This window comes from Paenibacillus sp. FSL K6-1122 (assembly GCF_037977015.1).
In the GTDB taxonomy this organism is placed as follows: domain Bacteria; phylum Bacillota; class Bacilli; order Paenibacillales; family Paenibacillaceae; genus Paenibacillus; species Paenibacillus amylolyticus.
In genome coordinates, this window is sequence record NZ_CP150272.1 from 1,197,386 (window position 1) to 1,218,245 (window position 20,860).

Here is a 20,860-nt window from a genome sequence, read left to right on the forward strand (position 1 = left end):
AGGCTTTATTTGCATAAGCGTTAATTCTCCTTTTATGGAAATAAACTCTAAAGACACTTTAATACAAATTATTGTAATAGACAAGGTGGGGTATCATGACATACATAAATGATAAGACCTATTGGACCATTGCTGATGAGGTATACATACGAGAATTACCATCATCCGGATATAAAAATGAAAATCTTCCAGGTTGGACAATAGTTGAACCGAAGGGAGCAATACTCCACGATACGAATGGTTCGGGATTTGATGCTTCAGTGTTTTACAATGAGGATAATAATCAAGTTATTATTGGTTATAGAGGAACTGAACCACCTGATCGTCCCAAATGGAGTGTACTAACAGACTGGGAGACTGATTTAAATGATGTTGTGGGTAATCGAACCAAGAATTTGGAGGAAACTCACAATTATATGGAGCAATATAAGGAAGAGATTGCCTCGCTACCTCTGCATAAACAAATGCCTTTTATTGAGGCTGAGTCTAGGTATCAGAATAATCAATTTGTTCAGGCAATGAACCTCTTTGATAAAGTGAAGGAGGAGTACCCAGAAGCTGATATATCAACGACTGGACACTCGTTGGGAGGTGCTCAGGCGGAATATGTGGCGATTCGTAATGGAATATCGTCAGCTAGTTATAATCCGCCAAGTATTGTGCATTTACTTCCTGATGATTTACAAGAAAAGGTTCGGAACGGAGATTATTTGAAAACGAATGTGGCCTATGTCCATCCAGGGGATTCTGTGGGGTCTGGTATGAAGAATGCTGAGCAGCATGTCGGTGCTACTTATTATATCAATTCGACTTTTGAAGATGCTAATCGATACGAGACCATCCCCATGTTCTTACCGGCACCTCGGGAGACGTGGTGGGAACAAAGATTGTTTGGTGACAAGTGGTCGTTTGAATTTATTCGTGTTCCGTCTATATCCGGAGAACAAAGTGTACTATCTAAGTTTTTGGATTCCATGCTAGTGGGTCAGAGAACACATAGTATGGATCATTTTACATTCGATGAGAAAGGGAACATAAGTAATACATTGTATACGATAGATGGGCGACGTGTGGATGGTCAGCCTAGAGTAGAAAATTATTCAGAGATGATGAAGGCAAGAGAAGAGTTTAAGGAAGCGATGAATATGCTTGTCGAGAAGCATGGTTCTGCTATGGGAGGTTTTGGCCAACTTGCGGCAGCATTACTAGGAATCAGCCCAGTCGATATGAATAGACAGAACTCAGCGTACTATGTTGGCGACCAACACGGAAGCACCATTCAGCTAACACCTGAGGAACTTGGACATGCTTCCAGACAGATGCGGGATAGTCTACATGGTTTTGCCAATGATGCGCGCTCTTCAATCCAGATGTTTCAAGCGCATATATCAACAAGTGAGAGCCAGTCCTTTACACCCATTGCCTATGATGCTACAGCAACGTTGGAGCGGGTCAATCGGTGGTACCAAGAATCCATTACAGAGATCGCAGATTATATCGAACGAAAAAGACAGGATTTTGTTCTGGCAGATCGATAATAGTTTAGTTGCAATGAACTACAGGAGGTGTACATATGGGGAGAATATCTGTCTCTCTGTCAGATTTGAGAAGAGCGATCCAGCAGTGTGAACAGTTGCAGCAACGCTTGATTCAACAGGAACAGCAGATGCGAAACATATATGGAAGACTGCACGATTGGAAGGGGGAGTCTGCAGTACAGTTGTCTGCAAAAATGTCGACATTTCTTGAAGGAACTACATCCAAATTAGCAGAGTTAGAAGCACACAAAGAACAATTAAAACAATATATAAGGAAGATGGAAGAGGCCGACCGCGAAGATCGACGCAAAGCTCAGTACCCTTATTAATCGTCCTTATTTTCCGAACTGGGGGGAATTATGTATATCTATAACAATTTGATATGGCGCTGGACCATCAATCTTCTATATCCTGCCATTATCTTTGTATTCCAGAGCTGGGGCCCGATATTGGATTCTTGGACAGGTCCTATTTTGTTCGTCGCGGTTTTCTGCTTTCTATGGAGCGATGTGAAAGACTTGTTCCTCTCGACAGGATTGACATGGTTTATTGCCATCCCGTGTTGGTGGTATTGGATTGAACGTCCGAAACCATCGTTCGGTGCAGAACATTTTGCCGCACATCTATGGCTAATTGTACTTATGTATATTGTCTTTGTGCTCATTCCCCAGACCTTAATCCTGACTACTCGGTTGCGGGTAATGGATTATATTAGGGGGAAGCAGATATGAGTCGCATCAAAAGAATCAACAAGCCATACTTCATCTTCCTCATCTGGAACATACTTATGATCGGCGCTGTACGTGGATTAACCTTCCAGCATGAACCCGGTAGAGGTGTGTCTGGTAACGGTAACCTGGGACTTCTGGTGTTATTCCCATCTCTTCTGACCTTCCTGATTCTATGTATCTGGACGCAACTTTGTCCAAATGGTGGTTATATGATCAGCGTCAGCGCTGGGGAGGAAAGGTGCATGTCTGTGTACCCTTGATTGCTCTCCTACTGTGTGTGTTGTCAGTCTTTCTGGAGTTACGTATCATCGATGACTTACGTATGCAACTCAATGGATTTACGAATGATCCGAATTCGGCAGTATACCGTTTTGGTTGGCTGAACCAATACACGAACACACTATTTTACAACGTGCCGATCCTGCTGTTCGGCCTGTCTCTCTCAATGCTGACAGGCTGGCTGATGGAATGGAAACTTCGCAGTCATAGATCCGCATGATTCGAATTGCAAACGAACGACATCCATCTACACAAACACCCCTTATCCGGCTGCATACCGGACAAAGGGTGTTTTGCGTTCTGGCTACACTTTCCTTTTATATTTTCCTGTATACGGGATCGTGAGGTGGATTTTCAGATCCTTAATCGAGTCTTCCGTAAGCATCATCTTGCTGCCATTGTTTGATAACTTACGCCAGAGTTTCGGATTTTTGCGATACAGCTTCTCCTGAAGACCGTAAATATCCACACCACGCTCAAGGCCGTGACGATAGGTCTGCATGATCTGCTCCCGTAACTTCACTTCACTAATCTGGATCATCTCTTCATACGAGGTGGGCACCAGGTATTCGTACAGGGCGGTGAGGTAGTGGGCATCAATGTTGAACGTAACGTCTTCACCCTGAATGACAGGTTTAATTTTGATCTTTGGTAATCCTACACTGAGCGCCCCGTAGATCGTTCCATCCTTTTGCACAAGCAAGGGAGCACGCCGCATGTCCTTGATTAGCCAGTGATAACCGGGAAGCTGACTGCGTGGAAAGTATTCAAAGTCATAGCCAGTCTTTTCGAAAAAGGCCCCTTCCACCAGAAACAAATCATGTTTCTTCTCATTCTCAGCCCACTGGGTATCGTTCAATGCAAGACTCGGCAGATACGTCGTGGTAGCGGGATCATTATGTGTTGCAATGAGCTTAAAGCTAAGCACAGGTGGGTACAACGATTCTTCCATGTACGTGGGGAGTGGATTGTGAAGAATGCTGTCCAGTGGCGACATATTATAGATGGACGTTGCACTCAGGAGTTTCTCCAGAGGCTCTCGTGTTCCATACACCCAAGTTGTATAACGGGATTCTGGAAATCGTCCCAGCATGTCGAACACTTCTTTGATATGTTTGCTGGTCAGCACACCTTCGGCCATAACAATGGCTGTCACATGCCCCCAAGCCATGTGTAATTGAGCCGTACGGAACAGTTCGTTCAGCGCCAGACTCATGGTTTTCCCTTCGGCATGTCCGACCCATACAGGCGGTGTATCTGCACTTTTGGTTGAACTTTCACTTTTGGCGACACTGGCAAAATCCAGCGTTTGTACATACAGGTGATACATGCCGTCCTTATAATCAATCCCAAAGGCTTTGGCGTAGTCCACCTGTTGAATCTCAAAGGCACTCCAGCACCCACTTGTCATCACGCACATCGATAGGCTTAACAAACCCAGCAAACATCGCTGTAACAAGTGTTTCATCGTTCGTTCCCTTTCTTGCGGGGCTCCTGGGTCTCGAGATAGACGGGTCTTCGTTTACCTAACCCCTTTGGCAGTTTGAATAATGAAGCTATCGCTTGTTTGAAATGAAGCGGTGTTAACGGCGTGAGATACGGAATGCCAAATGATTTGAGATCGGTCAGGTAGATAAGGAACATAATCAACGACAGGATGAACCCATAGATGCCGAGGGATGCCCCCAGGACAAAACAAAGGAACCGCAGGATCAGCACAGAACTGGTCATGACCTGATTCACAATGGTTGCTCCAGCTACGACAGTAACTGCGATGATGACAATCATGAGGGGAGAGACCATACCGGCTCGAATGGCGGAATCTCCGATAATCAGACCTCCAACGACAGTTAGTGTCTGGCCGATGGCACTTGGCAAACGTACCCCTGCCTCACGGAACAGCTCCATCAGCAGCATAATGAGAAACATCTCCATTCCCGATTCCATCGGAAGTCCCATGCGTCCAACTGAGATCGTTGCGACTAGAGGAAAGGGGATCTGATCCATATGAAAGGATGTCAGCGCAATATAAAAGCCGGGCAGGAACACGGTGATCATCAGGCCAAGAAAGCGCAGCATCCGTCCTACGTTTACAGCCAAGAAGGGAAAGCTGGCATCCTCCGGGGATTTGAGCAAAAGAAACAGATTGACTGGCCCAATGATGGCGCTGGGATTGCCGTCGACAATGAGGATAAAACGTCCATTCAGGAGACATTCTGCAGCAAAGTCAGGCCTGCCCGTATAATGGGTGACGGGAAACAAAGTAATCTTCGAAGGCGACAGCAATTCTTCCAGTTCATTGGCGGTCAAGATGCGTTCGGTCTCAATCTTACGCAACCGATCCTGGACGTCTTCGATCAGCTCCGGATTGGCGATATTTTTGATATACATCAATGCCACCTTGGTTGCAGAACGTGAACCGATCAGTTCGATATTGCAGGCCAGTTGGTTCGTACGCAGACGGGTGCGTATCAAGGCAACATTAACGGCAAGTGGTTCAATGAACCCATCTCTTGCCCCGCGGATCGAAACTTCGGTGGTCGATTCCTCCGGTGTCCGAGTAGGGATGTTAGATATATCAATACTCCACATGGTTTGCAGGGAAGGAATACAGATCAACATATGGCCTTCAAAAACACGGAGAGACATCAGTTCAGTTCCAAATGCCGGATCTTGCAGATCCATTCGGGTCCAATCTAGGCTGATGCACTTTTCAATATCGGATGTACGGATAAAGTGTGTATTTTCATATGTTCGTTTGAGTTCCGGGAGAATAATATCGTAGATCGCTTCACTATCTACCATACCGCTGCAATAGGTCATAAGGAGTTGCATCGGAGGTTCTCCGATCATATGACTATTGATGATAACATCATCAGATCCGGCAAAAAAGGTATTCAGGTTATGCTCGTTCATTCGGAACGGTTCAACGTCAGGATTATTCTTGGGCTGGGTTGAGATCGGCATGATCGGGAGCCTCCTTGTCCTTTTTATGGATTAATGCAGCAATGGTTAATATCACGGTAACGATTGAGACATAAGCGAGCATGACCGGGAACTGAATATGGTCCACATAATAATCCACGTAATCAATGCGCCACCATTGCATCGCCATGAAGCTCATGATGACGGTAATGGTGAGAATCGCGATATATCGTTTCTTCGGTCTGCGGAAATTCAGCAGATCCACGATGAGATACATGGATATGGCCACCCTTGCAAAGGAACCACTAAGCCACTGATAGATGGATAGAAAATCAACGTGTTGCAGCAGCTTGCCGATATTCACAAGTTTCCATTGCTCATAGGGACTGTTTCGTTGTTTGGCTGCTTCTTCGGGACCAAACTCCACGATGGCTCCGATGGTTGGTCCGATCGCCATACTGAGCATAAACACGCCGAGGATCAGAACATGCCACCAACGAATTTTGCCTTTGACTTCATGTTGGAACAACATAAGAATCCAGATCTCCATAAGTCCGGCAAGAGAGTAGATCATGCCCCGCCACACGGGACCCATACCGTTCTCCATAATCGGGAACAATAGACTGTAGTCTTTATATTTCATATTGGCGGACATTACAAAATAACCAAGCAAAATGACAAAGGGCAGCAGCAGACTGGAAGTCATCGCAATGGAGCGTATGCCTTTAGCCGCTGCCCACGCGGCAACCAATGCTCCGCCACCTGCCAGAACATAGGGAGGTGTGAATTGAAGATACGTGGATACGGTCCAGTTGGTTGTCTCATACAGCGTATGCGTGCCAAGCGTGAATAGCAGAATGGAAGCGGAGATCCGGAAGATCCAGGAAGGGACCGCCCCGAATTCTCGCGTAATCCAATCTGTTAATCGTTGTCCACGTACTCGTCGAATGATGATATACATCATACATAGAAACAACATGAAAAAAGGTCCTGCCGCCACGACAGACAACCATCCGTCTCTGCCGCCAGCTTCGAGAATTGCTGGAATGGACAAGACATGGCAGACCAGTCCGGCACTTAATAAAATGATGGAAAAGGATAACCAGATGGTAATTTGACCTTTTTCACGACTCATGCGAATCCTCCTTTCCAATGAAGGAAGTTTCCGTTAGGTTGTACAGCATACAGGAAGTTGATTCCTTTTTCAGATTTTTTCACAGAAAGCGGCAAACGAGATGGACGAGCCAGACAGAAAGCTTTAACATACAGATATAGCAATGTCCGAAGACAAGCACTGAGCGAAGTATAGAGAAATAGGGAGGAAACCGGCGATGACAAATACGACGAAGACACCTGGAGAGACAAAAGTTGGCTTTATTGGTACAGGCGTGATGGGTAAAAGCATGGCTGGGCACATCCAGCAAGCGGGATATCCACTGCATGTGTACACACGAACTGCTGCCAAAGCGGAAGCGTTGGTGAAAGAAGGTGCCGTATGGCATGACACACCAGGCAAACTGGCTGCCGCGTGTGATGTCATCATCACAATGGTGGGGTATCCGAAAGATGTAGAGGAGATCTATCTCGGTGAGGATGGTCTCGTAGCCACTGCCAAACCGGGTTCATATCTGATTGATATGACGACCTCAAGTCCGTTACTGGCTGCACGAATCTTTGAAGCTGCGGAAGCCAAAGGACTGCATGCACTGGACGCACCTGTGTCGGGCGGTGATATCGGAGCGCAGAACGCGAAGCTGTCCATTATGGTTGGTGGTAGTTCGGAGGCCTTTGAAGCCGTGCGTCCGCTGTTTGAGCAGATGGGCACCAACATTGTGCTGCAAGGCAAGGCGGGAGCTGGGCAGCATACCAAAATGTGCAACCAGATTGCCATTGCCTCTGGCATGATGGGTGTATGCGAAGCACTTGCCTATGCCAAGACGTCTGGTCTGGACGCGGAGACCGTGCTGAAGAGTATTGCTACCGGTGCAGCCGGAAGCTGGTCACTCAGCAATCTCGGTCCGCGCATGATCGCAGGCGATTATGAGCCTGGATTCTATGTGAAACATTTTATCAAAGACATGGGAATTGCACTGGAGTCTGCAAAAGCGATGGGCATGAAAACGCCTGGGTTGGCTTTGGCCGAATCTCTGTATCAGGAAATAGCGAATAATGGTCTGGAAGAGAAGGGTACTCAGGTGCTCTACACCTATTATCTTCAGGCTTAACAACCAAGAGAACAGCAGCGTATTCTTTTTCTATTCAGGAAAGGGTTGCGCTGTTTTTTTTCAATTTTGCGGTTTATTTATGCGTCTAAAGTCACGGAATTGGTTAAATGTTCATATGTACTTTGCATATTGGAGAGATTTTGATCGTTTTCCCTTTATTTTTACCCCGCTTTATCCGACATAAGTAATAGAAGTTTACATAATGAATGTGTCAAAGGATGTTATTCCTCCTGTAATGGTCACCCGTAACCCACACTATAATAGAACGGAGCTTGCCCATGTTCAAGAAAATCCTGTCTCTGTTCAAGACACAACCAGAGCTTGCGAACCAGATTACAGCCTCCGCTTCAGCGTTACCATCAACGACAACCATTCCCCCGCGTATGGTCCGTAGTAAGCGCAAGAAAAAGGCGGAAGGGGATTGGATACGCCAGCCGGAGGAACCTAGTACAGCAGATCAGCTGATAGGTCTTCCAAGTCAATATAAAGTGCTGAACGACCTGCTCGTTACCAATCCGAAGTCACGCTCCGGTTATTCGCAGATTGATCATGTCGTGATCGGCCCTCGGGCAATCTTTGTAATCGAAACTCGAAATCTGACGACAGGTGAGATTCGCGGCGGAAGAAGAGAGGCCAATTGGTCGGTCAGCAGCAGCCGGGTCAAAATGTACAATCCACTCATGCAGCATCGTGCACATGTGGAAGCCATCCATGCACACCTCGGAGACTACAAAAGAGTACGCCTTGTCTCCATGGTGACTTTCACCAACCGTTGCCGCATCAGTGTTGATCCTGCTGTGAGGTATGTGAACTCGGATGAACTGATCATCTACGATCATGAATTGGTGGAAACGATTCAGCGGAAGACGGAACGACTTGAGAGTGAGGTTCCCGAAACCGTATTTCAAGAGAAAGATATTCAGGCGATCTACGCTCTGTTATCATCGGTTAATTCCACGGATCCTCAGATTCGGTCAGAGCATATGGAGAAGGCTAAAGGGATCAAATAATTACGCTTCACAAACACTGTTGTCCATACGGGCGGCAGTGTTTTTGCGTTGCGGTGGTAGTTAATGCGCGCCTAGTAAAAGGCTTTAGACACAGGTATATCGTCGTATACAACCGGTTTTTAACTTATGATAGAATGTAGACCATGTCCAATTGTGTGAATCAAGCATGTTATATGAAAGGATATTTTTGTAAGTAAGTGTTCAAGTCTTGGAGCCAGAGGTTAATGGTTCTCAGGAATATACATACGATAGGGGAAGATTATACGATGAAATGGAATTATACGATAAAGACGTTCACAGTCATGTTCAGTTTGGCAACGATTCTGACAGCTTGTGGTGGCGGAGCTAAAGAGACGTCATTGCCGGAGTCTGCTTCCGGTACAGAAGTTGCTTCATCAGAAACAAGCAGCTCGAATGCTGCTGTAACAGAAACCGCAGCAACCGGTTCGAAGGGGAGTGAGGAGACAGGTTCAACTACAGAAGAATCTTCTTCAACTGACGACGGCAAGATTGGAAAGGACTCCACACTGGAAGAGTTGAAGCAGCAGTATGCCGATAAACTTGGTTATATCCGTATCCCGCTTACGGATCATCCGATGCGTCGAGTTAGTGAGGAAGGTTCCAAAAATATTAATGTGGCCAACTATAGTGATGCCGTTGTGGACATGAATGCAGAGGTTCCAATTCATTCGGATTCGCAGCGGTTAATTGATGATGCCTTTCCATTTTTCACAACCGTACAAGCACCTGATGAATCTTATATAACTTGGGAAGAAGCAACCAATCTGGAGCGTGCCATGGTGAAAACACTGTTTATCGCCCGTGAAGGTCTGCTAATTACTGAGGATGCGATGAAAAATAAGGATTATAGCAGTACATCATTCCAGGATTCGATGGATTTCTTCAGGGTCACAGCGAAATTTGAATCCATGGCACCTGTTGCACAGCATCCGCGTGACATTACGTTGAGTACGCTATACGACAAAGCACGCACGTCATGGGGCAAGCTTGCTGCGATGGACCCGGAGCAGGATGAAGCGGCGTTTGCCGAGATGTACAAGACGACGAGAACCGATGCCAATAATGCCATGGGGTTGCTTAATGTTCTGTTGTCTACGAATGAGGAAGAACGGATCAAAGAGATTTACGGGGAATAAAAATGCCGTGATCCAGAGTTAATCTGGATCATCCCGGTAACATGTCTGGATCACATGCCTACAAACTCTGACCACCGCTTGAAGCGGGGTCAGGGTTTTTCTGGTTTTTTCCAATAGGTGTATGATATGTTTTTAGGAGTAAGACATGTACGGAATATAGGTGAGGTGTGTGAAAGATGTGGTGGATGAACTTTTGTAAACGCTTTAAATTTAAAACGAAGCTAATCTTGTTTTTATCTACCGCAACGGTCTTAATCTCCGGAATCACAGGGTTGATCACCTATCGCATCCATATCGACCTGTTCAATGAAGAGGTCAGTCGCCAGTATAGTCTTACCGCAGAACAGATTCTTGCACGTCTGGATTCCAGGGTACACGACATGTATAAAGTCACCGATTATATCACACTGAATCCCTCCGTAAAAAATGCCATCAAAGCACAGACCTCTGGCATCTCGTCCTATGATCAGATGAAGCTAGAAGATGAACTGGATGATCAGTTGTATCAGGTAAGGCTGGATGCACCGGAGATCATGGGGCTCCGCATATATGACCTGAAGGATAACATATTTAATCTCGGCGCCTTTGCTGGCTCATTTCAACAGATGGATCCTTCCTATCTGGCAGAGATGGTTCATAGACTGGAAGGAACGGGCGGCGAATATGGTTGGAATCGTTTGGGGCCGGATGCCTTCTTGCAGGAGGAACAATCCAATTGGATTCTGGCGGGACGATTAATGCGGTCTGTTGATCTGGAGACCTATGGCGTCATGTTAATTCTGTTTAACACCTCGTTGTTCGAATCGTATCTCAAAGATCTGCGACTGAACGAGGAAGTTGCTGTCTACTTGTTTGACGCAGATGGTGAGCTTCTATATGCCTTTCATAATCAGGATGCGGATCCACCACCACTGACCGAGCTAAGCCTAGGGGCGACGGAGATCAGGGACGAGCAAGGAACAACCCAATTGTATACGAAGCAAACGTCAGACAAAGCGGGCTTCACCCTGGTCAGCAAGGTCTCACTCGCTCAGATTCAGAACAAGGGAAAGATCATTGTAAAAGTTGCTGTGTTCTCTGCGGTAGCCAGCATATTATGCTCCTGGTTCATCATTACCGTAATTAGCGGCAGACTGTTGCGTCCACTTGCGAGTCTAGTCAACGCGATGAAAAGAGTGCGTGATGGACAGTTCGATACACGGGTACGGATCGAGACACGGGATGAGCTCGGTTTCATCGGTGAACGATTCAATGCAATGGCTTCCCGGATTGATACGCTTATACATGAAGTGTACGAGCGCGAACTCAGTGAAAAAGAAGCTGAACTCAAAGCTATTCAGGCCCAGCTGAATCCCCATTTTCTGTATAACACGCTGAGCATGTTTTTCTGGAAGTTCTATATGCTTGGTGATGAGAAATCGGCTCGCCTGGTCACTGCCTTGTCCGAGATGTTGCAGTATACGCTGGAACCTGTGCAGCAACTGACGACCGTGCAGGATGAGATGAAGCAAATAGATCACTACCTGCAGATTCAGCAGGCCCGGTATCAGGAAGCCTTGTCGATTGAAATTGCCGTTCCTGCTGAATTGTTTCGCTGTCAGGTGATCCGGCTGTTGCTTCAGCCCATCGTGGAGAATGTTTTTGTTCATGCCTTCTCGGACAAAAGGAACAACCGCCATCTGGAGATTCGTGGCTCGCGGCAAAACGGGCATGAAGGAGAGCCGGATCTGCTCATCATTGAAATTTCAGATAACGGCTGCGGTATGCACGCATCGGTCATTGAACGCATTATGACGCCAGTGGCACATGCAGATGAGGAACGTCAGCACATTGGCATGCGGAGTGTACTTCGAAGAATTGAGTTGATTCACGGTGAACCCTACGGTGTACAGATCGAGTCGACTGTGGGAGAGGGTACGCTAGTACGTCTTCGTTTGCCTTATCAGATCGGTGAGGACTTATGCCGGGAAATTCAGGTGACTGAGAGGAGTAGGTTCTGTTGAATGGACGTATGCTTGTAGTGGATGATGAAGCATTATTTCGTCAGGGTCTGATTCATCTGGTTCGCAATAACCCCCTCGGTTGGGAGGTCGTTGGGGAAGCTGCCGATGGAGAAGAAGCGATACAGGCTGTACACAGCTGCACACCTGATCTGATCATTACGGACATCAACATGCCTGTGATGGATGGTCTAGATTTGGCCGAACGTATACACGAGAGTGGACTGGACATTATGATTATCATTTTGACAGGTTATCGTGAGTTCGAATATGCACAGCGTGCCATCCGATATGGAGCAATTGAATTTTTGTTAAAGCCGTTCTCGCTCGATGAAGCATGTCAGGTGTTACAAAAGGCACATGAACGATATCGCCGAAAACAGTCCGACATTCGGATCAGGGAACAATACAGCCAGGTGGACCGTACCGAGAGACTGCGAGAGGAACTGACTTTGTTGTTGCTCCACCATCAATTCGGATCGATAATGAATCGGATCGAGATGTTGCTAGAAGAAGCGTCCGGGATGAGCTTGTCACAAGGCAAAGCGGAGATTCATATGCTTATGAAGGTCATGACGGACTTACTAGTACAACAGCTTCAGCCTCAGGAATCCGGTGGTATGGACTCCACTGCCCCAGATCCACTACTCTGGATTCATACCATACCCGAAGTCATCGCTTGGGCCAGATGCAAGAGCGAAGAGTGGGTGGATATGCTGATGCGGCTAACTCAGGAACAGCAGGATCATGTCGTTACACGTGTTATACAGTATATTGAAATGAACTATTCCAGCACATGCACGTTGCAGGCCGTGGCTGCCCATGTTCATGTGACACCCAACTACTTGAGCCATTTGTTCAAAAAAGAAACAGGACAAGGCTTCAGCCAATATGTCAGCAAGCGCCGAATTGATAAGGCGAAGCTGCTGCTGCACAGCACTCGGCAGAGCATGGCAGATATAGCGGAACTGACCGGGTTCGATAACTCCAGTTATTTTACAACCGTATTCAAACAGATGACGGGGGTATCTCCCCGCGAATATCGCAAGCAAGTAGCCAAGTGAAGTGCCCGGTAGCAATCCCCCTCGAACTGCTGCAGGGTCTCAAATTAAAGAGAAGCCTTCTCTTAATATCTGTTCGTTTCCAAGGTCAACCCCACCATGTGGGGTTATTTTGCGTAGAAAATTATAAAAGGATCGTTAAATAACAAATGTTTACGCTTACATTTTTATCTAAAATACAACTATAGTACATCAACAGCAGAGAGGAGTGATGGATGTGAAGGGGGAACTGACCGCAGGTCCGCCGTCTGGATTACAACCGCCGGACAGTGAAATGAAGCATCGGATTCGGCAGCAGCGGCTTCGACGATTCAAGATGAATATACCGTTAATCTTGATGTTTGTTCCGGTGATTATGTTCTACCTTACCTTTCGTTATGCACCCATCGGAGGACTGGTCATGGCCTTTAAGGATTACAACTTCTATGATGGGCTGTGGAACAGTCCATGGGTGGGCTTTCAGCATTTTCAGACGCTGTTCAGTGATCCGCGCACGGTGGAGATTATTCGCAACACCTTGTTCCTCAGTCTGTTAAGCATCATTATCGGGTTTCCCATTCCGATCATTCTGGCCATTATGCTGAATGAAGTGCGAAACATGGCCTTTAAGCGAACGGTGCAGACGGTGGTCTATATGCCACACTTCTTTTCCTGGGTCATCATTGCGATGATGATCATGACGGTGTTCTCTTTGGAAAATGGGATCGTCAACCGCTGGGTCGAGGCCTGGACGGGAGCACCTTATCCGTTCATGTACAACAAGGGTTCGTGGGTAGCGGTGTTTGTTGGCTCAGGGATATGGAAGGACATGGGCTTTAATGCCATCATTTTTCTCGCGGCACTAACGACCATTGATCCGAGTCAATACGAGGCTGCACAGATGGATGGGGCCAGCAAAATGCGCCAGATCTGGCATGTCACCCTTCCGGGTATACGCTCCACCATTATTCTCCTGCTGATTCTGTCGATGGGGCGGGTGATGGAGGTCGGATTCGACCAGGTGTATATGCTTCAGAATTCCAATGTCAATGAGATAGCGGATGTAATCAGTACCTATATCTACCGCACCGGTCTTCAGGGAGCACAGTTCAGCCTGACAACGGCGATGGGATTGTTCGAATCACTGGTTGCATTTATCCTCATTTTCAGTGCCAATTATATCGCGCGGCGATTTAACGAAGGTTTGTGGTAGGGAGGGAGAACAGCATGAGAAAAACCAAAGGAGAAAAAGTCTTTTATCTAATCAATTATGTATTGTTGTCATTGGTTGCCGTCAGCTGTATCCTGCCCTTACTGAACATTGTTGCCTTGTCATTTAGTGATGCGAGAGCGGTAGTTTCAGGTCAAGTGGGGTTATGGCCCGTCGATTTCACCTGGTTCTCCTATCACAGCCTAATTACGGGGACGCCGATTCTGAATGCATTCTGGAACAGTGTGGAGATCACATTGATCGGTACAGGGCTCAGCATGGCGGTGACAATTATGGCGGCATATCCGCTGTCACGCAGACATTTTTATCACCGGCGCTTCTTTACGATGGCGATGGTGTTCACGATGATTTTCAACGGTGGACTCATCCCGACTTATTTGGTCGTGCAAAATCTCGGTCTTGTGAACAGTTACGGCGCGCTTTGGCTACCGGGTCTGGTGAGCACGTACAACATGCTGATTATGCGATCTTATTTTGAAAATCTGCCGGGGGAAGTGGATGAGGCTGCGCGCATCGATGGTTGTGGTGAACTGGGGCTTTTGTTCCGAATCGTGTTGCCATTATCCAAACCTTTGCTGGCGACTATTGCTCTCTTTTACGGCGTGGGTTACTGGAATTCGTTCATGAGTGTGATGATTTATATCAATGATACGTCCAAATACAACATGACCGTGCTTGTCCAAAATATGATTATGTCCAATCTGAATGTACAGGATTTTACCGATCCAACGATGATATCTAATCTGACCCCGGAAGGCATCCGGGCAGCAGCTGTCATTGTGATGGTCATACCCATTTTGGCAGTGTATCCGTTCTTGCAGAAGTACTTCGTTAAAGGGGTCATGCTTGGATCAATAAAAGGTTAAAGCAGGCTGTGGGTTAACCCGCATGGGTTCATAATACAGGAGAGAAAGAGGGTCTTATCTATGGCGTTAACGATGAAGGCATGGATGAAGTCGGGTCTCGTTCTGGGCTTGATCGGTGGTTTGCTGGCGGGATGTACAGGAGGTAACGGTAGCGAACAGGCGGAAGGCGAAGGCAACAGGGGGAACATTACGTCAACGATCTATGATCGGGGCGCGGTCCCAAGCGGCATGGGTACGATCGAAGATAATATGTGGTCCAAGTGGATTAACGAGAATGGCCCGGCAAATGTAAAATATACAGCAGTTCCTCGATGGGAGTCCCAGTCCAAACTTAACGTATTATTCGCTTCTGGCAGTGCACCGGATATCATTTTTGAATTCGGTACGCCGATCCGTAACACACTGTTTAATCAGAAACAGCTGATGCCGCTAAATGAGTTGATCGAGAACTCGAGTGTGGAATACAAAGCCTTGATGGAGAAATATCCCCAGCTCAAGAAGGCCGGCATCAAAAGCGATGGTAAGCTCTATGAAGTGGGACGTATGAACGAGGTGTTTCCACTAACGAGCTTTTTCATTCGGGAAGACTGGCTGGAAAAGTTGAATCTGGAGGTACCGACTAATGAGGAAGAGATGCTGGCGGTAGCCAAGGCCTTCACGGAGAATGATCCCGATGGAAACGGAGCTAAGGATACATACGGCATCGGTGGATTCCAGTTCGGCGATACAGCGGGTCTGTTCCGCTATATGTACAACGCCAACTGGGTGAATGTGGAGGACGGGGAGATGGTGGTTGGTCCCAACAACATGAAAGAAGCCACAGCATTCAAACGTGCATTATATGAAGCAGGTGTGGTCGATAAGGACTTATTGACCGACAAGGACGGGGCTAAGGCGAAGCAGGATTTCTTGAATGGCAAAATCGGTATGTACGCGGCCATGACTTCGGATTATACCGGGTTTGCAGCGAAGGAACTGGATACACTTATGCAGAATGTTCCTGAGGCCAAATTAAAGGTCATCGCTCTGCCAACCACGTCCGTAGGACAGCACACGATGGTGTGGAATAACCCGGTTCAGATGACTGCAGCTGTGAATGCACGAGCCAAAAATCCGGAAGCAGTTATGCAATATATCGATTTTCTGACCAAAATAGAGTCAGGCCGAACCTTCAAAAATGGATTTGAAAACACGCATTATACGTTGAACGATCAAGGCTGTCCGCGTATCTCGGATCAGGAGAAATACAAGCAGGAGATCAGCTGGGCAGGCGATTACGCCATGTTGTACAGCCGTCTGGAGGAAGGCAAATGCGGGTACACAGAAATGCTGTTCAGCGAAGAGATTCCGTCGCAGAAGGAAGGACTTCGACTATTCAAGGAAGCGCGTGAGGTATACATGACGGATCTTCCTGTAGGAGAGGGTGTTACCCATTCGGAACATATGCCGCAGCTACCCAAGGAGCTTCAGGTGAAGTTGACCAATGTGACAACAGCGATCAACGATATCTTTACCCGCTCCATCATTGGTGGAAGCAAATATACAGTCGAACAGGCTGCAACGGAAGCACAGCAGAAGTGGGAGCAAGGCGGGGGCCCGGAGATTGAAGCATGGTACAAAGACTGGTGGGGCAAGGAAAAGGATAATGTACTAGTCTGGGACGACTTCTATGAAATCTATGAACAACAACAGGCTGATTTTGAAAAATCGGAATAAATTCATGGATTCAAATCATTCATACGGTTTATAATTTTGGTATTGGTAGAAATAAGCGCTCTGATCCCCTGATCAGAGCCTTTTTATGTTTGGACTTCAAATAGGGGAAATTTGACTGAAAAATGAAGTGAATAGAAAGTTCTCGCATCTCGCTTGAAACTATATCCAGAACGATGCGTATCATAAGGTATTAATTGTTTTTTAATGTAGAAAATTGCCGTATTTCAGAGTATAGTTAAGGAATAATTTAACTTATATTCAACATGATGTAGACATGAAAGTTACTGAAAAATCTTGAAAAGAATGTACGGAACACCAGGTTGAAACTATTGGAGGTTGAGTATGAGTTCATTTAAAAGCTGGTTAAATTCAACAAAACAAGGACTTGAAGAGCAAGTCAAAAAGTTTAAAAATAAAGATTTTATGGATGCCGTGGTTGCAGGTTGTGCACTGGTTGCTTTTGCAGATGGTTCCATTGATGAAGCAGAAAAGAACAAGATGGCTGGTTATATCAACCTGAGTCAGGAATTGAAAGTATTTGATATGGCTGAAGTGATTACACGTTTTAATCATTATGTCGCGAACTTTGAGTTCTCTCCAGAGATCGGGAAGCAGGAAGCGCTGAAAGCTATTGGGAAATTCAAAGCCAAGCCGGATGTAGGACGCGTTATTGTGGGTGTATGCAGTGCGATTGGTTCAGCTGACGGCAACTTTGATGATCAGGAGAAAAGAGTCGTTGCCGAGATATGCATCGTACTTGGACTGAACCCGAGTGAATTCAATCTCTAAGTAGCTATTTTACATATGAAGGGAGGTGAAAATCAGTGGCAAGCATTAATTTGGTCAAAGGACAAAAGATTGATTTAACCAAAGGCAATGCAGGACTTACTGAGGTGATTGCTGGTCTCGGTTGGGACCCGGTAACTGCCAAAGGTTTCTTTGGAAGAAAAAAACAAGCGGATATCGATTGTGATGCATCGGCGATCATGTTGAATGAGGAAGGCAAGTTGGTCAAGGACTCCAACCTGGTTTGCTTCCACAACAAACAAAGTGCATGTCGTTCGGTTATCCATTCTGGTGACAATCTAACAGGACAGGGAGACGGTGACGACGAACAGATCAAAATGGATCTGTCCCGTATTCCTGCTGATGTTCATAAAGTATTAATCGTTGTTAATATCTACGATTGTGTCAATCGCAAGCAAGATTTTGGCATGATTGAGAAGGCTTATATTCGTATTCTGGATGGTAAAAATTCCAGTGAGCTCGTGAAGTTCAATCTATCCGAAAACTACACAGGTTCAACGGCGTTGATCTGTGGTGAATTGTATCGTCATGGAGGCGAATGGAAATTCTCAGCAATTGGAGAGGGTTCCCATGCGGTACATATCAACGAACTCGCTCGCAGGTACTCCTAAGTACAAGATTTAACCTAAATCGACAATAATCCTGATATTCATATGTCACGATAACTACAATACACTTAAATAAGCGAGGATGATCATACGATGGCAATTAATCTCTCTAAAGGTCAAAAAATCGATCTGACTAAAACGAACCCAGGTTTGACAAAAATCACAGTAGGCTTGGGCTGGGATACCAATAAGTATGATGGCGGAAAAGACTTTGACCTGGATGTATCGGTATTCTGTGCCAATGCAAACGGTAAAGTAGAAGGCGAGAAAAACTTCATCTTCTTCAACAATCCACAAAATGAAAATGGTTCTGTTGTTCACACCGGTGACAACCGTACAGGAGATGGCGATGGTGATGATGAGCAGATCAATATCGACCTGCCTAACGTACCCGCAAATGTAGAGAAAATTGCATTCTCCATTACAATCTACGAAGCTACAGAACGTAGCCAGAACTTCGGACAAGTCTCCCGTGCTTATGTGCGAATCGTTAACGAAGCAAACAGCGAAGAACTGATTCGTTTCGACCTGGGAGAAGACTTCTCCATCGAAACAGGTGTAGTTGTTGGTGAATTGTATCGTCATAGCGGCGAGTGGAAGTTCAGTGCCATCGGTAGTGGTTACCAAGATGGATTGGTTGGATTGACACGCGACTACGGTTTGCAATAGGACGTACAGTACGACTTACAGGATGGGAAGAACCGTCTCCTGGACGGTTCTCCTTTTCATTTAATCACATATTTTGGAAAGGTGGAAAAACAAATGACGATCAGTCTTGCCAAAGGACAACGTATTGACCTGACTAAGACGAATCCGGGCCTTACCCGTGTGGTGGTTGGTTTGGGTTGGGATACAAACAAATATAGTGGTGGAGTCGACTTTGACCTGGACGCTTCGGCTTTTTTGTTGTACGAAGATGGAAAAGCCAAAGGTACGGATGACTTTGTTTTTTACAACAATCCAAGCGGCGGTGCGGGTTCAGTGACACATACCGGTGACAATCGTACGGGTGAGGGTGACGGCGATGATGAACAAGTTGTTGTTGACTTCAGCAAAATCCCTGCGCACATTCACCGGATCGGTATTACGGTAACCATCTATGATGGAGATGGACGAGGGCAGAATTTTGGACAAGTCTCCAATGCTTTTGTTCGTGTTGTAGATGCTGCAAGTGATCGGGAAGTGCTTCGTTTCGACCTCGGAGAAGACTACTCTACCGAAACAGCTGTAGTATTCTGTGAGTTTTACCGTGCAGGTGCGGACTGGAAATTCCAGGCGGTAGGCAGCGGCTTCACTGGTGGACTATCTGCTTTATGCAAAAATTACGGGCTGGATGCACAATAACATAACTTGGCATAGAAAGGTGATTCTGCTATGGCGATTTCTGTCGTGAAAGGCCAGAAGAGTGATCTGACCAAAACCAATCCGGGCTTGTCCCGTCTAACGGTAGGCATTGGTTGGGAGGCAGCCTCGGGTGTAGAGCTGGACACATCAGCATTCCTTCTGGGTTCAGACAATAAAGTGGCTGGAGATGAGGATTTTATCTTTTATAATCAGCCCTCTACCTCGTTCATCACGTACATGGATGGTGGACAGGTTGGTGGCGAGAAGAAACAATTCGCCATTGATCTTGGCAAAATCCCTGCCCGAATTGAGAAAATCGCCTTCAGCTTGACGATTCATGACGGTGAAGCACGACGCCATCATTTTGGACAGGTTCAGCATGGTTTTCTACGGTTTGCCAATGCAGCTACAGGTCAGGAAGTAATGAGATATGATCTGGGAAGCGGTTTTACAGTGGAGACCGCGATTGTCATCGGTGAATTGTATCGCCATAACGGAGAATGGAAGTTCAATGCGATAGGATCGGGTTTTGCAGGTGGTTTGAATGCACTCTGCGCTAACTTTGGTGTGGATGTAGATGGTGGATCAGAACCTGCACCAACGACTTCAACCGTTCCTCCGACAGCTGTACCTACTCCACCACCCCCGGTGCCCGCACCAGAACCGACGCCTTCCCCTGTGAATTCGATCAATTTCAGCAAAATTGAATTGAAGAAGAAGGGCGACACCATTAACCTCAAGAAAAATGCGGGGGGACTTGGTGAAATCCTGATTAACCTCAACTGGAATCAACAGGGTAGCAAAGGGTTATTTGGTCGCAGCAAGAGTGTGGATCTGGACTTGGGCTGCCTGTTCGAGATGAAGGATGGTACACGAGATGTGATTCAGGCATTGGGACAAACGTTTGGTTCACTCAACCGTTTCCCTTATATTGCACTGGATGGGGATGACCGGACGGGATCGGTTAAGACGGGAGAGAATCTGCGGATTAATGGTGCCCGTATCTCGGAAATTGAGCGCATCTTGGTATTTACCTATATTTATGGTGGTGTGGCCAACTGGTCTCAAGTAGACGGTGTGGTAACTATCCAGCAGAAGGATGGCCCGGATATCATTGTCCGAATGAATGAATACGGGAGCCCGCTTGGCATGTGTGGCATCGCGATGTTACGCAATGTGAACAATGAGACATTCAGTATTGAACGAATCGTGCAGTTCTATAATGGGCATCAGGCGTTGGACGAGGCTCATGATTGGGGAATGCAGTGGGTTGCGGGAAGAAAGTAATCATTTGTATTTATTCAATATATAAACGCTGTATCGGTCAGCACCATTGCAAGGATACTGTTGACCAACGTTATCCTCGATAATAGACCATCAATC

At 46.4% G+C, this 20,860-nt stretch carries 21 protein-coding genes; 18 read left to right on the plus strand and 3 right to left on the minus strand.

Going from position 1 to position 20,860, the window contains the following annotated elements:
• Window positions 1–95 precede the first annotated feature (95 nt).
• From NSQ20_RS05300 to NSQ20_RS05320, 5 genes are read left to right on the plus strand one after another with little or no spacing between them, the layout of a single operon-like run.
• Window positions 96–1,538, plus strand: coding sequence for a hypothetical protein (locus NSQ20_RS05300; RefSeq protein ID WP_340032022.1), 1,443 nt, complete (start codon window positions 96–98; stop codon window positions 1,536–1,538).
• 35 nt (window positions 1,539–1,573) lie between these two features.
• Window positions 1,574–1,867, plus strand: coding sequence for a hypothetical protein (locus NSQ20_RS05305; protein ID WP_100526553.1), 294 nt, complete (start codon window positions 1,574–1,576; stop codon window positions 1,865–1,867).
• 30 nt (window positions 1,868–1,897) lie between these two features.
• Window positions 1,898–2,269, plus strand: a complete 372-nt coding sequence (locus NSQ20_RS05310) for a hypothetical protein (RefSeq protein WP_100526554.1) — start codon at window positions 1,898–1,900, stop codon at window positions 2,267–2,269.
• Window positions 2,266–2,529 (plus strand): hypothetical protein, encoded by a 264-nt coding sequence (locus tag NSQ20_RS05315; protein WP_340032023.1) that lies wholly within the window; start codon window positions 2,266–2,268, stop codon window positions 2,527–2,529. The genes NSQ20_RS05310 and NSQ20_RS05315 overlap by 4 nt, the downstream gene beginning before the upstream one ends.
• Complete coding sequence (locus NSQ20_RS05320) at window positions 2,460–2,768, plus strand: hypothetical protein (protein ID WP_340032024.1); 309 nt, start codon at window positions 2,460–2,462, stop codon at window positions 2,766–2,768. The genes NSQ20_RS05315 and NSQ20_RS05320 overlap by 70 nt, the downstream gene beginning before the upstream one ends.
• Window positions 2,769–2,852: 84 nt before the next feature.
• On the opposite strand, the gene NSQ20_RS05325 is transcribed toward NSQ20_RS05320, so the two are convergent.
• From NSQ20_RS05325 to NSQ20_RS05335, 3 genes are read right to left on the minus strand one after another with little or no spacing between them, the layout of a single operon-like run.
• Window positions 2,853–4,016 carry a Ger(x)C family spore germination protein gene (locus tag NSQ20_RS05325; RefSeq protein ID WP_340032025.1) on the minus strand — a complete coding sequence of 388 codons (1,164 nt, stop codon included), beginning with the start codon at window positions 4,014–4,016 and terminating at the stop codon, window positions 2,853–2,855.
• Window positions 4,013–5,515 (minus strand): spore germination protein, encoded by a 1,503-nt coding sequence (locus tag NSQ20_RS05330; RefSeq protein WP_340032026.1) that lies wholly within the window; start codon window positions 5,513–5,515, stop codon window positions 4,013–4,015. The genes NSQ20_RS05325 and NSQ20_RS05330 overlap by 4 nt, the downstream gene beginning before the upstream one ends.
• Window positions 5,487–6,608, minus strand: coding sequence for an endospore germination permease (locus tag NSQ20_RS05335; protein WP_051446976.1), 1,122 nt, complete (start codon window positions 6,606–6,608; stop codon window positions 5,487–5,489). Before NSQ20_RS05335 ends, NSQ20_RS05330 begins: the two co-directional genes overlap by 29 nt.
• A gap of 196 nt (window positions 6,609–6,804) precedes the next feature.
• Here NSQ20_RS05335 and NSQ20_RS05340 point away from each other — a divergent pair, with 196 nt between their 5' ends.
• The 13 genes from NSQ20_RS05340 to NSQ20_RS05400 all read left to right on the plus strand — a co-directional run bounded on the left by NSQ20_RS05340 (window position 6,805) and on the right by NSQ20_RS05400 (window position 20,764).
• Window positions 6,805–7,698 carry an NAD(P)-dependent oxidoreductase gene (locus NSQ20_RS05340; protein WP_340032027.1) on the plus strand — a complete coding sequence of 298 codons (894 nt, stop codon included), beginning with the start codon at window positions 6,805–6,807 and terminating at the stop codon, window positions 7,696–7,698.
• A gap of 278 nt (window positions 7,699–7,976) precedes the next feature.
• Window positions 7,977–8,708 (plus strand): nuclease-related domain-containing protein, encoded by a 732-nt coding sequence (locus NSQ20_RS05345; RefSeq protein ID WP_076319386.1) that lies wholly within the window; start codon window positions 7,977–7,979, stop codon window positions 8,706–8,708.
• 266 nt (window positions 8,709–8,974) lie between these two features.
• Complete coding sequence (locus NSQ20_RS05350) at window positions 8,975–9,865, plus strand: hypothetical protein (RefSeq protein ID WP_340032028.1); 891 nt, start codon at window positions 8,975–8,977, stop codon at window positions 9,863–9,865.
• Between the two features lie 227 nt (window positions 9,866–10,092).
• Window positions 10,093–11,868, plus strand: coding sequence for a histidine kinase (locus tag NSQ20_RS05355; protein ID WP_340032029.1), 1,776 nt, complete (start codon window positions 10,093–10,095; stop codon window positions 11,866–11,868).
• The gene (locus NSQ20_RS05360; protein ID WP_340032030.1) at window positions 11,865–12,929 is read left to right on the plus strand and encodes a response regulator; all 1,065 of its coding nucleotides are present in this window, start codon (window positions 11,865–11,867) and stop codon (window positions 12,927–12,929) included. The genes NSQ20_RS05355 and NSQ20_RS05360 overlap by 4 nt, the downstream gene beginning before the upstream one ends.
• A gap of 271 nt (window positions 12,930–13,200) precedes the next feature.
• Window positions 13,201–14,118, plus strand: coding sequence for an ABC transporter permease subunit (locus NSQ20_RS05365; RefSeq protein ID WP_047844113.1), 918 nt, complete (start codon window positions 13,201–13,203; stop codon window positions 14,116–14,118).
• A gap of 14 nt (window positions 14,119–14,132) precedes the next feature.
• Complete coding sequence (locus NSQ20_RS05370; RefSeq protein WP_036606256.1) at window positions 14,133–15,002, plus strand: carbohydrate ABC transporter permease; 870 nt, start codon at window positions 14,133–14,135, stop codon at window positions 15,000–15,002.
• A 60-nt stretch (window positions 15,003–15,062) separates the two neighbouring features.
• Window positions 15,063–16,718, plus strand: a complete 1,656-nt coding sequence (locus NSQ20_RS05375) for an extracellular solute-binding protein (RefSeq protein WP_340032031.1) — start codon at window positions 15,063–15,065, stop codon at window positions 16,716–16,718.
• A gap of 342 nt (window positions 16,719–17,060) precedes the next feature.
• The gene (locus tag NSQ20_RS05380; protein WP_036606259.1) at window positions 17,061–17,507 is read left to right on the plus strand and encodes a tellurite resistance TerB family protein; all 447 of its coding nucleotides are present in this window, start codon (window positions 17,061–17,063) and stop codon (window positions 17,505–17,507) included.
• Between the two features lie 35 nt (window positions 17,508–17,542).
• Window positions 17,543–18,136 carry a TerD family protein gene (locus NSQ20_RS05385; RefSeq protein ID WP_036672556.1) on the plus strand — a complete coding sequence of 198 codons (594 nt, stop codon included), beginning with the start codon at window positions 17,543–17,545 and terminating at the stop codon, window positions 18,134–18,136.
• 90 nt (window positions 18,137–18,226) lie between these two features.
• Window positions 18,227–18,802 (plus strand): TerD family protein, encoded by a 576-nt coding sequence (locus NSQ20_RS05390; protein WP_036606264.1) that lies wholly within the window; start codon window positions 18,227–18,229, stop codon window positions 18,800–18,802.
• 93 nt (window positions 18,803–18,895) lie between these two features.
• Window positions 18,896–19,477, plus strand: a complete 582-nt coding sequence (locus NSQ20_RS05395; protein WP_036606267.1) for a TerD family protein — start codon at window positions 18,896–18,898, stop codon at window positions 19,475–19,477.
• 30 nt (window positions 19,478–19,507) lie between these two features.
• Entirely contained in the window at window positions 19,508–20,764 is a 1,257-nt protein-coding gene (locus NSQ20_RS05400) for a TerD family protein (RefSeq protein ID WP_339189525.1), read from the plus strand.
• Window positions 20,765–20,860 lie beyond the last annotated feature (96 nt).